Below are 15394 nucleotides of genomic sequence, written 5' to 3'. Positions count from 1 at the left end.
TCAAGGACCAGCTGGCGCTCAAGGTGCTACTGGTGCTCAAGGACCAGCCGGCGCTCAAGGTGCTACTGGTGCTCAAGGACCAGCCGGCGCTCAAGGTGCTACTGGTGCTCAAGGGCCGGCTGGCGCTCAAGGTGCTACTGGTGCTCAAGGACCAGCGGGTGCTCAAGGTGCTACTGGTGCTCAAGGACCAGCGGGTGCTCAAGGTGCTACTGGCGCGACAGGAGCAGCGGGTACTCCAATTCCTGTAACTACAGCTGTATTAGGAAACACAATTGCACAAACAGTATCACCGGGAAGCAATGTACAATTCAATGAAACATTTGAATTAACAAACATCTCCTTTAATGGTTCTGATACTCTAACTGTTTTAGAAACTGGTGTATATGATATTAGTTTCTCTGCATCTACAACTTTCCCAGGTTCTTCACCATTTGGCTTCGGTCTTTCATTTAACGGCCAACCACCTAGTCGTAATTTTTCAACTAACGTTATCGGTAGTGCAGTTTCTTTCTCTACAATCGTTACTTTACAAGCTGGTACAACAATTTCTGTACAACCTACAGCAAATACTATTTCTATTCCTAACACAGGCGAAACAACTGCTATACTTTCGGTCTTCCGAATTTACTAATCACAATTTTCAATACTATTTTGAAGTGACCAAGCACATTTATAAGTAATAGGTTGTCGATTGTCTATTAAATCTCTCTTTTAATAAAAAGGAGCACTTATTTGGGAGGATAAGTGCTCTTTCTTTACGTTTCTTTACCTCAAATTTACTCTATCTTAATCCTCATTTTGTATGATAAATAGTGAAGTCAAAGATATGAAAGAGGGATGAAAATGAGAGGGATGTCACTAATGCGCATTTGGTTTGCTCTTATGGTATGCATTATTTTATGTGTAGGATTTTTTTTAACTCTAAAATATTCCACTATATCAAAAGCAGAGAGAAAAACTGTTCCATACAAACTTTTGTATACAAAACAAAGCAACATCCCTTATTCCAATGCTACAAAAAATGAAAAAAAAGTTATAAAAGGAATGCTTATTACGCAAGCTTCTAGTTCCGAAGCGTTACTTCAAATTGCTGAAACGATTAAAGATCAATATACAAATAAAGAAATCGATGAAATTACACTTTCTATCCACAATGAAAATAATGGTGATTATGAAGAAGAATTACCTTACGAACCTATTAGTAAAGGCAAAATAATCATCACCTACGATTCCGAATCGTTTGGCAGTACAAACATTCTACTTAACGATTAATATCATCTATCTCAATGAATATGGATTAATAGCTAGTAGAAATCGACAAAAATCTCCACCGATTAAAGTTGCATTTTATTTTTCATACGAAAAAGAGGCGAATTTCGTTATTCGCCTCTTTTTTTTACCAAAATGATGGAATCCATTCTTTCACTTTATCAAGCCACTCTTGTTGCTCTTTTTTTCTTTGTTGTTCCTCTTCTTTCCTTCTCTTCTCTTCTTCTTTTCTTCGTTTTTCCTCTTCTATTGTATTCAATTGTTTTTTATAATCAGCCTCAGATATGAGCGATAACTGAAATGCTTTTTGAGCTGGATTTGCATCCGCTTTTTTCATAATATCCCGGAACATTGTCGTCGTAATTTGACTCCCGCCCGGAACATAATGATCGCTATCTGTTTTATCATATCCTACCCAAATCGCACCTACTAAATCTGGTGTGTATCCAACAAACCACGAATCCTTTGCACCGGTGCTTGGTCCATTTACAATTTGAGTTGTTCCTGTCTTACCTGCCGTATCAACATTATTAACTTTCGCCTTTTCGCCCGTTCCCTTTTCGACAACACCTTTTAATAAATATGTCATCTTTTGAGCAATTTTCTCGCTCGTAACCCGAGTCTCTTTCTTATACCACTTTCCAATCGTTTCACCTTCAGCATTTTGTATCTCCCTAATCGCATGAGCTTCCACTTGAACGCCGTCATTTGCAAATGTACTATACGCTTGAGCCATTACAAATGGAGAGGTTCCCACATGCATCCCGCCTAGAGCAATCGGATACGTACGATCTTCTGGCACTAATGGAATACCAAATCGCTCTAAAGATTTCAATCCTTTATCTAATCCAATTTGCTCTAATAGCCAAACAGCTGAAACATTGTACGACTTTGCCACAGCTTCATACATTGTCACATCACCGTGAAAAGTATGATCACTATTTTGCGGTTTATATTCTTTAATATTAAATGGTTCATCTTTTAATATATCGTATACTTCATACCCTTGCTCTAACGCTGGTACATATACAGCCAGAGGCTTTAACGTTGATCCAGGTTGTCTTTTTAATTGGGTTGCATGGTTAAACTGTAAAAACTGATACGGTCCTCTACCTCCAACTAAAGCTGGTACACCACCTGTTTTTGGATTCATAAGAACTACACCCGTTTGCATAAGCTGGTCTGAGCCATTATCTTTGAAATAACTCTCATTATTCACAACGTCTTCTACAGCTTGTTGTTTTTTCGGATCAAGTTCTGTATAAATACGATAACCACCTGCTAAAATTTCATTTTGTGTTAATTCGTACTTGTCCATTGCTTCCCTAACAATATAGTCTACATATTGAGAGTATTTTCCCTTATATTTATCATCAACACCACGCTTTAACACAAGACCGCTCTCTTTTTCTTTATTATATTGTTCGTCAGAAATATATCCTTGCTCTTTCATTAAACTTAATACAACATTACGTCGTTCGATTGATTTATTAAAGTTTTTATAAGGCGAATACGCAGACGGTGCTTTAATCAAGCCAGCAATCGTTGCAGCCTCTGAAATTGTTAAATCTTTTACATCTTTATCAAAATAAGACTTAGCTGCCCTTTTTATGCCCCAAGCACCTTCACCGAAATAAATTTGATTCATATACATTTCGATAATTTCATCTTTCGTATACGTACGTTCTATTTTTTTAGTTAAAAAATATTCCTTTATTTTACGCGAGAACGTGCGGTCTTGTGTCAGAAATACATTTTTCGCAAGTTGTTGCGTAATTGTACTTCCCCCTGCTACAACTTCTCCTGCTGTAATATTTTTAAAAACTGCACTTATAATTCCACTATAGTAAATACCGTGATGGTTAAAAAACTCCTTATCTTCTACTGCAACAATTGCCTGAACCATAATGTCAGGAATATCTTTCCTTTTAACACCTTCTGTTTTAGAAGAAGCTAATTTAGTCGCAACTTCATTATTTGCATCATAAATTAAGGTCGGTTGCGGAACAGCTTGTTTTAATTCAGATATGTCTTGAATGGAAATTATTATATTTATAGCAATAAATAGAGTAGCGAGTAAACTCCCTAATACAATTAATGAATTACGAAATTTCTTCCTCTTGTTGAACCACTCCTGCATTTTTTTTAAGTGAGTGTTCTTCAATTTCATTCGTTCACTTCCTTCGTTTGTTTACACTCTTCTTTTCAAAAGGAAGAATATACCTCCTTTTAAATTTATTATAATAACGTAGTCGTTCCTATAGTGTAAAGCTTTTCTTTCACATTCATACTTTTTGCAAGAAAAGGACATTCTACAAGTAAGATATTCATTATTGATTATTAATATTATTAATACAACAATAAGAGTTATGTTAAGTTTTTGTAAACTTTTCGATAAAATGTTTTAAAAAACGACAGTTTTTTGTTAGAATTGATTAGCCAATATATTTTACATATATTACTTTTGTGGGGGTAACTAATAATGGTATTTAAATCAAAAAAAGATAAATTTTCTGAAATGTTAATGAATGTTTCAGAAAATTTAAAAGAAGGCGCGCAGTTTTTCGTGGAGTATAAAATTAAAAATGCTAGCGATTTAAAAGAGTTTTCTATGCGCATGAAAGAGTATGAGTCAAAAGGTGACTCATTTATTCACGAAATCATTATGGAGCTAAACAAAGCGTTTATTACTCCAATTGAACGTGAGGACATCCTACAACTTGCAATGAGTATGGATGATGTATTAGACGGATTAGATCATAGTGCTGGTCTATTCGAAATGTATTCTATTACAGAAGCTGATGAATACATGATTAAATTCGTTGAAGCAATTAATCAATGTGCGATTGAGATTGCAAATTCTGTTGAACTACTGTCTAAAAAGAAGTTAGTCGACATTCGTACGAACGCGATTAAGATTAAGGATTACGAATCACAATGTGATGATATTCGCCGTCATGCGATTAAGCACTTATTCTCTCGTGAGAAAGATCCGATTAAAATTATTCAATACAAAGAGATTTACGAAGAGCTTGAAGAAGTAGCGGATAGCTGTCAAAGCGTTGCAAACGTATTAGAAACAATTATTATGAAGAACGCGTAAGGAGTTTGATCATGGATACACTCTTGTTACTGACCGTTTTAGTAGTCATTTGCGCTTTAGCTTTTGACTTTATTAATGGATTTCACGATACAGCAAATGCTATTGCAACGGCTGTTTCAACGAAAGCTCTAAAGCCTAGACATGCAATTATTATGGCAGCTATTATGAATTTTTTAGGTGCGATGACATTTACAGGTGTAGCAAAAACAATTACAAAAGATATCGTTGATCCATTTGCCTTGCAAAATGGTTCTCTTGTAATTTTAGCTGCTTTACTTGCGGCAATAGCATGGAATTTGATCACTTGGTACTATGGTATTCCAAGTAGTTCTTCGCATGCAATCATTGGCTCAATCGCAGGTGCAGCTATCGCTGCGGCCGGTATTAGCTCATTAAATCTTAAAGGGTTCATAAAAATTCTTGAAGCTTTAATCATTTCACCGATTATCGCTTTTGTTATTGGTTATATCGTATACAGTATATTTAAAGTAGTCTTTAAAAACTTTAATTTAACGAAGACGAACAAAAACTTCCGTATATTCCAAATTTTCACTGCTGCATTACAAGCTTATACACATGGTACAAATGATGCGCAAAAAGCAATGGGAATCATTACGATGGCTCTTATGGCTAATAACTATCATACTTCTAGCGACATCCCGTTCTGGGTACAATTATGTTGTGCGATTGCAATGGGTCTTGGTACTTCTGTCGGTGGATGGAAAATTATTAAAACTGTCGGTGGACAAATTATGAAAATTCGTCCTGTAAATGGTGTAGCTGCCGATTTATCATCATCACTTGTTATTTTCGGTGCAACATTCATTCACTTACCAGTTAGTACGACGCACGTTATCTCTTCTTCTATTTTAGGGGTTGGTGCTTCTCATCGTGTGAAAGGTGTAAAATGGGGAACTGCAAAACGCATGTTAATTACTTGGGTTATCACACTTCCTATTTCAGCTTCTTTAGCTGCTTTATTTTACTCTTTATTACATTTAATCTTTTAATCAAAAGTCGTCTTCCTTATTTTTCTAGGAAGACGACTTTTTTGTGAACAAACCTTTTTCTCATGAAAAAGCGTGTATAATAATTGGTGGATAAGTTATATAGAGGAGTTGGCAATTTTGGAATACATCATGTTACTTTTCATCGGGCTAATCGCCGGGACAGTCGGGAGTCTAGTCGGGCTTGGTGGCGGAATTATTATTGTTCCGTTATTAATCGGATTACACAGTCTATCACCACAACTTGCAGTAGGAACTTCAATGGTAACAGTCGTTTTCACAGGACTATCTTCCACCCTTACTTATATGAAGCATAAACGAGTAGATTACAAAAGTGGACTTATTTTATTTATCGGAAGTGGCCCTGGTGGTATCATCGGCTCGTGGGCAAACAAATTTTTAAACCAAGATACATTTTCTTTATATTTTGGGATTTTTCTTATTTTTGTCTCTATTCTTCTTATGTTACGAGACAAATTAAACCCTCTTTCTTTATCAAATATGACTGTAATTAAACGTTCTTTTACAGATAACGAAGGAAACACTGTACACTATCAATTTCCACCGCTTCTCGCTATCTTTATCGCCTTTATAGTTGGTTTTATATCTGGGTTATTCGGAATTGGTGGCGGTGCCTTACTTGTTCCAGCAATGATGCTACTTTTTGCATTCCCAGCACATATCGCTGTAGCAACTTCGATGTTTATCGTATTTCTATCAGCCATTGTAAGTTCTGCAACTCACATCTCCCTTGGAAATGTCAGCTGGATTTATGCATTAATTCTTATTCCTGGTGCATGGATTGGCGGAAAAATCGGGGCTTATATCAATACAAAATTAAGTGGTAAAGCCGTAATTAATTTATTACGTATCACATTAATTATTCTCGGGACTAGATTAATTATTACTTCTTTTTTATAACGTGTTCTTTTTAGAATACGTTTTTTCTTATACACATGAATATAAAAATCCTCCTAAGAGAACAAATAAAATTAAACAAACACATAATAGCATATAATTTGAAATATGTACTTTCTTCAAGTTGACCACTCCTATAACTGCGACTGTTATCTTTATGATAGCGAAAAAATAGTTTACTTGCAGTTACAAAGTGCTAACAATGCAAAATCATTTATTACAAATTTTATCCTTATATTTCATTTCTTTGTATATTCTATCGGTTTAATAAAAAAAGATGTCATATTGACATCTTTTTTAATGAAGAAGTGACCATCCCATAAAATCCTCATGTACTTGGCACGCCCTCTTATCGTTTCGATCATATAATTCAGCATAACTATCTGTTTCTTCATCATAAGCCATCGTATAAATAATTTGGCCATCTACTTCAACGGATAATACGACTCCACCTTTCATCTCTTCTACATGAATGATAGCATTCGCCGGAATTCTCATATCCGTCATTTTTATCGCATCTAACAATATACTAAACCCCCTACAGCGTATTCATTGCTAGTACTATGACACACTAAATAGTATACTACTGTAATAGCATACATTTCGTCAATGAAATTGCTGTTTAAATAGCATATTGTCTTTATACATATACGCTACAATAAAAGAAATAGAAATGTTTACATGGGGGGCTAACATTGATTCTACACAAAGGAGATGTACTATTCCGTCAAGGCGAGGACGGTCCTTTATATTTTATAAAAACAGGCTTATTAAAAGTAGTAAGGATCGAAGAAGATGGAACACCATTTTTATTCAACATTATTGTTCCAGGTGAAACGATACCTCACCATTCTTTAATTTCACCGAAGGAGTATCACGGTACAGCAATCGCTTTAATGAAAACAGAAGTTGAACCTATCATTAGTAGTGAATGGTACGATCAACTTCAGGCAAATCCCGCATCATACGCAAATATCGCTATGCAATTACAATCAAAATTAAGAATGATGCAGCAGCGTATCGATCAATTGACAACCGTCTCTCCGAAAGAACGTCTTCATCGTTTACAAGAATGGTTCACATTATATTTGGGTGACATTCCTATATATGAAATATTAACGCAAACTGAAATTGGTCAACTCATAGGTATACGTCGCGAAACAGTAAACCGTTTATTACGAGAGCAAATAAAAAACGAGGTAAAATAAATACCTCGTTTTTTTGCTTATTCTCACCCGTCTTATTGTAAGCTTGTTGCTGGACCGAAAAATTCATAATGAATATGCTCTTGTTTCACACCTAAATCAGTTAGTGCAGCATTTATATGCTTCATAAATGCTACTGGACCACAGAAATAAAATTCTGCTTCAGTTGTCGGAATAATAGTTTGTAACCATTCTGCTTCAATAAATCCTTCTTTATCAAAGTTCTTCATTTCCAAATCTTTTTCAGTTGGTGCAGAATAACAAGTATAGGCTTTAACTTGTTCATATTCATTGTCTACTGCCTTAACATGTTCTTTCATTGCATGTGTATTACTATTTATCGCTGCATGAACAAAATATACATTACGTTTTGAATCTTGTTCAATTAACGTATTTAACATACTCATCATCGGTGTAATCCCTACTCCACCACTAATTAGTACAACTGGTAATGTTGAATCCATATTTAATACGAAATCTCCTGCTGGTGCACTTACTGGTAAAATATCTCCTTCTTTTACATGTTCATGTAAGTAATTAGACACTTTACCGTCTGGTGTATCTACACCTTTTTCTTTCTTTACACTAATACGATAATATTCTTTTCCAGGAGCATCTGATAAACTGTATTGACGATTATGTGTATACGTTTCACCTTCTATATTTATTTGAATCGTTACATATTGTCCTGGGATGTATGAAGAAACTTCCCCTCCATCTTCAGGTTTTAAATAAAATGACGTAATAACATCGCTTTCCTTCACTTTTTTAACAACCACAAAGTTACGGAAATCTTTCCATCCACCTTCTTTATGTGCTGCTTCTTCATACATCTCTGCTTCAATGCTAATGAATGCATCAGCAATGACACCATATGCTTCTCCCCATGCATTTAAAACTTCATCAGGTGCACCTGCAACCTCTTTAATTGCACGTAGTAAACATGTACCTACAATCGGATAATGTTCAGCTTTAATACCTAAACTTCTATGCTTATGACCAATTTGCTTTACAACTGGAATAATTGCTTCTAAATTATCAATGTACGTTGCAGCTGCATAAACAGCATTCGCTAACGCTTGTTGTTGTCTTCCCTTTTTCTGATTCGTATGGTTGAAAATATTCAATAACTCCGGATGTTCCGAAAATAAAATTTCATAAAATCTCGTTGTAATTTCAACGCCTTTTTCTTGTAATAATGGTACTGTTGACTTTACGATTTCAATTGTTTTTGCACTTAACATTGTATCCCACTCCTCTATTTCCTTAACTGTTTTTAGTTTAACTGAATTGTATAATACAGATTGTGATTTTAATCACTATTAACACGGTGTTTTTGTGAAAAATATATGAACATTGCACTTACAAAAAGAAAATAAGCCAACTAGAATGCTAGCTAGCTTATTATTTAGACTGTATTGCTTGTTCAATTATCCTTATATCTTTCCCATCGCCAAACTCTGTATACCCCCAGATGTTCGTTTCACCTCTATATTTATTTACGATAATATCTAAGTCATGATATACACGGTGGGCATACACTACATACTCAATATTTTGAAGTTCCACACCTTTTTTCACAATTTCATAGCTTCTATTTACATCGCGTTTTATTTTTTCATTCTTTATTTCCGTATGTATATTTTTTAAAGATGGTTCTTGTTGTTGAAACCATTGTTTAAATTGGTTCCAGTCCCCTTCTGTATAATTCTCTGCTTTACCATAATTTAAGAAATTATTATAACTCTCATGCGTCATACGAATAAAATCTAGCACTTTCGTCTCTTCTTGCGCATCTTCTATTTGAGCTATTGTATTTACCTCAGCAGGCTTATTCGCATAATGTAACAGCACTTTCATAAGACTATAACTCGCAATGATCATTACGATAATAATCCCGAATACACGTAACAATTTCTTCATATACAGAACTCCTTCTCTACTAAAGATATTACAATGTATGACTATACTTGTAACATTCTCTCGTAGAATTATAATTCCTGTATAAATCCTTCCCATCATTTCGACACTATTTTTCTACACACTTCGCCTTGGCAAATGCTCTTGTAAAACAATGTACCCTTCATAAGCTGTATAACCAAGAATAGCCATTAGTCCGATATAACAAGCAAATACCGTCCATTTCGTTTTCGTATCCACTTTATAATAATTTTCTTGTTGTCTCTTTTCTGTATCCCATTCCTGTAATTTTCTTTCTGACACTTCAAATGCTTCTCTTATATGAATTGTATGCGTTTCTTTTTCATCTTCATATGGAACGTAATCAAGCGGCTCAAACTTTGGTAAAAGGTACTCTAACACTTCAATCTTTTGAAGTTCTCCTACTTTTAATTCTTTCTCTCTTTCTTTTTGCCTTAATATATTTATTTCATGTTGCATCATATATATATTTCGATGCACCGCACCTGTTTCTTTTAACTCCTCTTCAAGCCTTGCAACATATTCTTTCATTCCATCAATCCTATATCCTAATTCCTTGATTGGCTCATCTCTCTTTATTACTCTATATAATTCCATACAGCCGATAATAAAAATAAATCCTCCCAAAATACTTTTAAAGTAAATGGAATAACCGAGCAATACAATAAGGCCCGCTCCCCAAATCTTTGTACTTACAACTGAGATAATTCGCCCACCATCTAATGGAGAAACTGGAATCAAGTTAAAGAAGTTAATCATACTTCCAAGTAAAATAATTAATGCCCAAAATGGCTCTTTCGTTATTATATAAAGTGGAATCGCAGGTAAAAATGACAACAACCCGAAAAGAGGTCCCATGTAGGCGATGTAAGCTTCATCTTTTGCATTTTTCGGCATCTCTTTCATCCCAATAAGAGCGCCCATAAATGGAATAAATATTGCTGGCGATGTTGGTATACCCTTTCTTTTCGCAGCCCATAAATGACCCATTTCATGAATAAACAATAAATAAATGAGCGCTACTCCAAATTTCCAACCATATATAACTGCGTATGCACCAAGTGATAGAAACATACTAAATACCGTTGAAAATTTCGCTAATTTAAAAATTGCAAATACCCACTTTAACTTAGAAAGTAGAAACAAACCTATGGCAACTATAATTCCCCATAATCCTTTTTTATTTTTTTTCATATTTCTCTCCTTTATCTCTCATTAATGAGTCATATTCATGAAAGCTTGTTCTTTTCTCTATTATGACATATTTTTTTCTATCGTTAGAAATAATGTTTATTTAATCCATTTTTAGCCAAAAATATAAATAAAAGGAGGTGTATACAGATGAATTTGCAATCTCTCATAATAGGTGCTCTATCGTTTTTAGCTTCAACTCTTATTTTTTATACCGTTAGTTACGTATTATTATTAGATTTGTTGCCCAATCACGTATTTATTGCTCTTATCATCCTTTCCGCTCTTATGATTTCTTTTCTTATTACACGAAAATCAATGAATGAGCCATCTGCAAAAGCAAAGTAATAGAGAGGGGGTGTTTTTCCCCCTCTCTATTATCATTTCCTAGGAAAGGCCATATAAACTTTACAAATTACATTCATCCTGATCCGTTAGGGCTAATTAAAGTGTCACTTTATCTTTGTAAATTCATTTTTTCACCATACTCTTTAACAATTTGAATGATATTTTGAAAAACACCTATTTTTTCTTTTTTACTATTTAATATTTTCAAATCATAATTTTCATAATATGTTTCTAATGACTTTAATTGTGATTCTGAAGCATCTTTTATCGGGACAGTAGCATGCAATTCATACTGTTTATACCCTTCCTTTACCTTTTCACCTGAAATTTTTTCACTCTCTTTTGCTCCAATTAATTTTTGAACTTTTTCTGGGAAAATAATTTGCAAATAATATTCTTGTTCCTTCTCTAACTTGTTGTATAGTGATTGTGAAATCGTATATCGTACCGTATAATTCACTTGTTGATCACCTGCTTTAATATGAAACGCGGTAATCTGCAAATCTTTTTTTGTGACTTCCGTTAAAGGACCTGCCTGCATCTCATCTTCTTTTTGTTCTGAAACATTTGGAAATATAGCTAAAAGCTTTTCCGTATCTTTTTTATTTAGCATGTACATAGCGTTCTTATATTGTAGCCATCCTCGTCTATCTTCTCCTCTTAGCCATGCATAATAGGTTTCTTTTTTTCCACCTCTACTAATTTGTATTTCATATTCCGGCTCACCAAAACTACCTGTTACGTCTTGTTTTTCCGCTTTATCTATAATATCTATTACTAACTTCGCTTCTGATTCCTGTAACTTTTTCTCTTTATGTTTTTTTTGTATAACGGTTACCTCTATTGTTTCTTTCACTTCATTCACCGTCTCTTCTACTTTTTTTGTTTCTTTTTTTGGCTCAACTTGACTACAAGATGCTAGTAGCATAGCAAACAACAATAATAATACATATTTCCTTTTCAACTTAATCCTCCCTTTACAATAAGAAATCCTTATAATCTTCATACAAAAAACAAAAACGTGAAACACTATAAAATACGCTATACTAAGCATTGAAAGGAGGTCTTTTTCATGTCCATTAATTTTCACGATGCAAATAATAAATACACATACGCACAGCGAAACGCCCATATTTCTTGGGACGAAATGATAAAGAGTATTACAAATATACAAAACAAGCAAATAATCGATATCGGCTGTGGTGGCGGTATTTATACGAAAGAACTTGCCCTTTTGGGAGCAAAAAGTGTTGTTGGCCTTGATTTTTCAAAAGAAATATTACAGGCCGCAAAAGAAAATTGTAGCGATTTTCCAAACATTTCTTTCATTCACGGTGATGCACATAGCGTCCCATATCCTAATGATACATTCGACATTGTTATTTCACGCGCAGTTATTCATCATTTACAAGACATTCCTCCATTTCTACGTGAAGCTTCTCGTATATTAAAGAAAAACGGTGTACTCATTGTACAAGATCGAACTATTGAAGATTGCATAATTCCTGGAAGCCCCGAACACATTCGTGGATATTTTTTCTCTATCTTTCCAAAACTTATTGAAATTGAATCAAAAAGACGTCCAAAAACCACCACGATACAACAAGAATTACAAAAATATTTTCTTCACGTGTTCCCTACTCAAACACAATGGGAAGTACGAAAAATACATGATTCTGTAGAGGCATTGCTACAAGATTTATCACCTCGAACAGGTCGATCCATTCTTTACGAATTAACAGATCATGAACTTTCTCAACTTCTACAACAGGTCCAGATCGCATTACAAAACACCTCTCCTATAATTGAAAGAGATCGGTGGACAATTTGGAGTGCCATGAAATTGTAAGGAAGGAAGCCTCACAAAATAATGTGAGGCTTCCTTCTTTCATAATCTACTTTTGCAACACTCTTGATATCCTCCACTTCTGGCCTGTGCACTTCCACACTTCGGACATACTAAATATCTAGACTGATTTGTCAACAAACTACCTTTTTGAAAGAGTAAAACTTCTGCTTGTTTAAACGAACGCGAATAATATAACCACATAAAACCAATTATAGCAATAATGCCAAATAATACTCCCATCGCAAGCATTTCAGTCACCTCTTTTGGTTTGTTCTTTCCAGCAAGTGGATTGATGTATTATTCTCTGTAAATTCAAACAATACCTTCTTTACTCCTGTAAATATCAACTTTCTCTATAAACTTTACAATTCTCTACAAAATTTTACTCCCTTTTTACAATTCACCATTCCTTTTACTACACCGAATATCACATTCGATATTTCTGCATATAAATATATCTTTCAAAAAAAATATTGACTTTCAAAAAAAAACATGCAACAATACTGTCAGAATACTTGAATAAAAATTCATTGACGAGAACGAGTACGTTATAGGACTGTCCCCCAGAGAGTTGGCGATTTGCTGAAAGCCAACGTTCAGTGCGTAGCGGAAAATCATCTCCGAGAAGTAGAACCGAATGTTACAGTAAGTTCTTACCGGCTGTCCCCCGTTACAAGGAACACGTATCATGTTGTACGTTGTAAAGCCGTATACATATAGACTCGTTTCTACATGTATAAATTAGGGTGGTATCGCGGGTAAATATAACTCGTCCCTTTCTTTAGGGACGAGTTTTTTGTGTTCTTACAAATGAATTTTAAAAAAGGAGGAAAAACAATGAACACTGTATCAAAAAAACATATTTTTTTCACGGGTCTTATGCTATTTTCTTTATTTTTTGGGGCAGGTAATTTAATTTTCCCTCCCATGCTTGGACAAAATGCAGGTGAAAACTTTTGGCCGGCAATGATTGGATTTTTACTAACAGGAGTCGGTTTACCATTATTAACTGTTATTGCAATTTCTTTATCAGGAAACGGTATGCAACAACTCGCAAGTCATGTCCACCCATTATTCGGAATTTTCTTTACTGTAGTTGTATACATCGCAATCGGTCCTTCTATGGGAATTCCACGCGTTGCAAATGTCGCTTATGAAATGGGTGTTAGTTCTTTCTTACCAGAAACAATTCGCTCTAGTAACCTAGCACTCTTTTTATACACGGTCATCTTCTTCGCTATCGTATTTTGGCTTAGTTTAAATCCATCTAAACTTGTCGATCGCATCGGAAATATATTAACACCTATTTTATTACTCTCTATTTTCTTATTATTTGTTAAAAGTGTATTTACACCACTCGGGCAATCAGGACCCGCAATGCAAGAGTATCAAACTTCTCCAATCTTCAAAGGCTTTATGGAAGGATACTTAACGATGGATACCATTTCTGCGCTTGCATTTGGAATTATCGTTGTAAATGCCATTCGCTCTAAAGGTGTGAAGGATCGTAAATCCATTGCCATCGCAACAGCGAAAGCAGGACTTATTGCCGCTACTGGTCTCGTACTTGTATATGGTGCACTTGGCTGGCTTGGTGCAACTAGCGTCTCTCTCGGATATGCAAAAAATGGCGGACAATTACTTACTGTTATCGTACAGCAATTATTCGGTCCATACGGTTTGCTTCTATTATCTCTAATCGTTACACTCGCTTGTTTAACGACATGTGTTGGACTTGTATCTGCATGTAGTCAATATTTCTCAACATTATTGACTACATTTTCATACAAAACGTTCGCTAGCATCATTTGTGCATTAGGATTATTAGTTGCCAACTTAGGTTTAACAAAAATTATTGCCATCTCTGTTCCAATTCTACTTGTTGTATATCCAATTGCAATTGTACTCGTTCTACTATCGTTACTGCATAAATATTTCGGTGGATATCGCTCTGTTTATGTAGGTGCTTTAATTGGAGCAGCAATCGTAAGCATATTTGATGGATTAAAACAAGGTGGTATTTCAGTTTCATTTATCACACCATATTTTGAATTCATCCCTTTATATAAGGAAGGAATCGGCTGGTTAATACCAGCATTAGCCGGAGCTCTTATCGGCCTTATAATCGCTAAGCTAAGCGGTGCGAAAAAAGTGCCCTTACTAACCGAATCTCATGAAGTAAAAGCATCCTAAAAAAACTCCCGAAAGGGAGTTTTTTTACATTTGATAGGCAGTATGATTAAAACTGCTTATTTTATACGCTTTCGTATAATAGTCGATATTTGTATCCACTGTTTCTACTTTGACAACATCATAGCAATCTTCTTGTTTCACTAAAAATAAATAGTACTCTTCTGTCGCCTCGACAATTGCAATTTTATCTGTTTCAACATCATATTGTTCACAAAGCGCTTGTAATGCGTTCACATAATCCCCTAATTTTTTAGACTTATCCATGCCAAATATCGTTTGAACTAACATACACTCTCTCCCCTTTGTATGTACTGTTAACAACTCAATGATAACGCTTACATTTATTGGCGTCAATAAAAAGATTTGGAAT

The 15394-nt window shown here is 34.7% G+C and carries 17 protein-coding genes and 1 other annotated feature; of the genes, 9 read left to right on the top strand and 8 right to left on the bottom strand.

The genetic code is table 11. The features are described from left to right. Both KVT31_RS12595 and KVT31_RS12590 read left to right on the top strand, forming a co-directional pair. Positions 1-631, top strand: a 631-nt coding sequence (locus KVT31_RS12595) for a Gly-Xaa-Xaa repeat protein (RefSeq protein WP_217613529.1), incomplete at its 5' end; no start/stop codon positions are given. Between the two features lie 212 nt (positions 632-843). Then, the gene (locus KVT31_RS12590; protein WP_088095734.1) at positions 844-1272 is read left to right on the top strand and encodes a hypothetical protein; all 429 of its coding nucleotides are present in this window, start codon (positions 844-846) and stop codon (positions 1270-1272) included. 124 nt (positions 1273-1396) lie between these two features. Here the strand turns inward: KVT31_RS12590 and KVT31_RS12585 are convergent, their stop codons facing one another. Beyond that, positions 1397-3439: a transglycosylase domain-containing protein gene (locus KVT31_RS12585; RefSeq protein ID WP_098343121.1), complete on the bottom strand. Its 2043-nt coding sequence runs from the start codon at positions 3437-3439 to the stop codon at positions 1397-1399. Between the two features lie 312 nt (positions 3440-3751). Here KVT31_RS12585 and KVT31_RS12580 point away from each other — a divergent pair, with 312 nt between their 5' ends. The 3 genes from KVT31_RS12580 to KVT31_RS12570 all read left to right on the top strand — a co-directional run bounded on the left by KVT31_RS12580 (position 3752) and on the right by KVT31_RS12570 (position 6300). Further along, a complete protein-coding gene (locus KVT31_RS12580; RefSeq protein WP_000231446.1) occupies positions 3752-4372 on the top strand; it encodes a DUF47 domain-containing protein in 621 nt (206 codons plus the stop codon). 11 nt (positions 4373-4383) lie between these two features. Continuing rightward, entirely contained in the window at positions 4384-5382 is a 999-nt protein-coding gene (locus KVT31_RS12575) for an inorganic phosphate transporter (protein ID WP_088095732.1), read from the top strand. A 117-nt stretch (positions 5383-5499) separates the two neighbouring features. Next, complete coding sequence (locus KVT31_RS12570; RefSeq protein WP_000455763.1) at positions 5500-6300, top strand: sulfite exporter TauE/SafE family protein; 801 nt, start codon at positions 5500-5502, stop codon at positions 6298-6300. Positions 6301-6594: 294 nt separating this feature from the next. On the opposite strand, the gene KVT31_RS12565 is transcribed toward KVT31_RS12570, so the two are convergent. Continuing rightward, complete coding sequence (locus KVT31_RS12565; RefSeq protein ID WP_000882907.1) at positions 6595-6822, bottom strand: hypothetical protein; 228 nt, start codon at positions 6820-6822, stop codon at positions 6595-6597. 170 nt (positions 6823-6992) lie between these two features. Here KVT31_RS12565 and KVT31_RS12560 point away from each other — a divergent pair, with 170 nt between their 5' ends. Then, complete coding sequence (locus KVT31_RS12560) at positions 6993-7505, top strand: Crp/Fnr family transcriptional regulator (RefSeq protein WP_000600576.1); 513 nt, start codon at positions 6993-6995, stop codon at positions 7503-7505. Positions 7506-7537: 32 nt separating this feature from the next. On the opposite strand, the gene hmpA is transcribed toward KVT31_RS12560, so the two are convergent. From hmpA to KVT31_RS12545, 3 genes are all read right to left on the bottom strand, one after another. Beyond that, a complete protein-coding gene (gene hmpA / locus KVT31_RS12555; protein WP_088095731.1) occupies positions 7538-8746 on the bottom strand; it encodes an NO-inducible flavohemoprotein in 1209 nt (402 codons plus the stop codon). Positions 8747-8906: 160 nt separating this feature from the next. Then, positions 8907-9425: a hypothetical protein gene (locus KVT31_RS12550; RefSeq protein WP_088095730.1), complete on the bottom strand. Its 519-nt coding sequence runs from the start codon at positions 9423-9425 to the stop codon at positions 8907-8909. Positions 9426-9539: 114 nt separating this feature from the next. Beyond that, a complete protein-coding gene (locus tag KVT31_RS12545; RefSeq protein WP_088095729.1) occupies positions 9540-10637 on the bottom strand; it encodes a site-2 protease family protein in 1098 nt (365 codons plus the stop codon). A 147-nt stretch (positions 10638-10784) separates the two neighbouring features. Between KVT31_RS12545 and KVT31_RS12540 the strand changes: the two genes are divergently transcribed. Continuing rightward, the gene (locus KVT31_RS12540; RefSeq protein ID WP_001053353.1) at positions 10785-10982 is read left to right on the top strand and encodes a hypothetical protein; all 198 of its coding nucleotides are present in this window, start codon (positions 10785-10787) and stop codon (positions 10980-10982) included. 109 nt (positions 10983-11091) lie between these two features. On the opposite strand, the gene KVT31_RS12535 is transcribed toward KVT31_RS12540, so the two are convergent. Next, positions 11092-11946, bottom strand: a complete 855-nt coding sequence (locus KVT31_RS12535) for a YhfM domain-containing protein (RefSeq protein WP_140392397.1) — start codon at positions 11944-11946, stop codon at positions 11092-11094. Positions 11947-12054: 108 nt separating this feature from the next. Between KVT31_RS12535 and KVT31_RS12530 the strand changes: the two genes are divergently transcribed. After that, a complete protein-coding gene (locus tag KVT31_RS12530) occupies positions 12055-12831 on the top strand; it encodes a class I SAM-dependent methyltransferase (protein ID WP_088095728.1) in 777 nt (258 codons plus the stop codon). Positions 12832-12870: 39 nt separating this feature from the next. Here KVT31_RS12530 and KVT31_RS12525 read toward each other — a convergent pair whose 3' ends face one another. Further along, complete coding sequence (locus KVT31_RS12525) at positions 12871-13080, bottom strand: hypothetical protein (RefSeq protein ID WP_088095727.1); 210 nt, start codon at positions 13078-13080, stop codon at positions 12871-12873. A 272-nt stretch (positions 13081-13352) separates the two neighbouring features. Further along, positions 13353-13611, top strand: a binding site (T-box leader). Positions 13612-13668: 57 nt separating this feature from the next. On the opposite strand from KVT31_RS12525, the gene brnQ3 reads away from it, so the two are divergent. After that, a complete protein-coding gene (gene brnQ3 / locus KVT31_RS12520; RefSeq protein WP_088095726.1) occupies positions 13669-15024 on the top strand; it encodes a branched-chain amino acid transport system II carrier protein BrnQ3 in 1356 nt (451 codons plus the stop codon). Positions 15025-15048: 24 nt separating this feature from the next. Here brnQ3 and KVT31_RS12515 read toward each other — a convergent pair whose 3' ends face one another. Further along, complete coding sequence (locus KVT31_RS12515; RefSeq protein ID WP_170930127.1) at positions 15049-15387, bottom strand: DUF3922 domain-containing protein; 339 nt, start codon at positions 15385-15387, stop codon at positions 15049-15051. Positions 15388-15394: the final 7 nt, after the last annotated feature.

Origin of the sequence: Bacillus sp. GbtcB14, from assembly GCF_019091205.1 — a bacterium.
Lineage (GTDB): Bacteria > Bacillota > Bacilli > Bacillales > Bacillaceae_G > Bacillus_A > Bacillus_A cereus_AG.
This window is presented reverse-complemented; position numbering and strand designations above follow the sequence as displayed.

What these genes read in the sequence shown, in the direction of transcription:
- KVT31_RS12525 (WP_088095727.1), bottom strand. Translation starts at nt 13,080, where the DNA reads ATGCTTGCGATGGGAGTATTATTTGGCATTATTGCTATAATTGGTTTT.
- KVT31_RS12580 (WP_000231446.1), top strand. Translation starts at nt 3,752, where the DNA reads ATGGTATTTAAATCAAAAAAAGATAAATTTTCTGAAATGTTAATGAAT.
- KVT31_RS12585 (WP_098343121.1), bottom strand. Translation starts at nt 3,439, where the DNA reads ATGAAATTGAAGAACACTCACTTAAAAAAAATGCAGGAGTGGTTCAAC.
- KVT31_RS12590 (WP_088095734.1), top strand. Translation starts at nt 844, where the DNA reads ATGAGAGGGATGTCACTAATGCGCATTTGGTTTGCTCTTATGGTATGC.
- KVT31_RS12530 (WP_088095728.1), top strand. Translation starts at nt 12,055, where the DNA reads ATGTCCATTAATTTTCACGATGCAAATAATAAATACACATACGCACAG.
- brnQ3 (WP_088095726.1), top strand. Translation starts at nt 13,669, where the DNA reads ATGAACACTGTATCAAAAAAACATATTTTTTTCACGGGTCTTATGCTA.
- KVT31_RS12545 (WP_088095729.1), bottom strand. Translation starts at nt 10,637, where the DNA reads ATGAAAAAAAATAAAAAAGGATTATGGGGAATTATAGTTGCCATAGGT.
- KVT31_RS12575 (WP_088095732.1), top strand. Translation starts at nt 4,384, where the DNA reads ATGGATACACTCTTGTTACTGACCGTTTTAGTAGTCATTTGCGCTTTA.
- KVT31_RS12550 (WP_088095730.1), bottom strand. Translation starts at nt 9,425, where the DNA reads ATGAAGAAATTGTTACGTGTATTCGGGATTATTATCGTAATGATCATT.
- hmpA (WP_088095731.1), bottom strand. Translation starts at nt 8,746, where the DNA reads ATGTTAAGTGCAAAAACAATTGAAATCGTAAAGTCAACAGTACCATTA.
- KVT31_RS12540 (WP_001053353.1), top strand. Translation starts at nt 10,785, where the DNA reads ATGAATTTGCAATCTCTCATAATAGGTGCTCTATCGTTTTTAGCTTCA.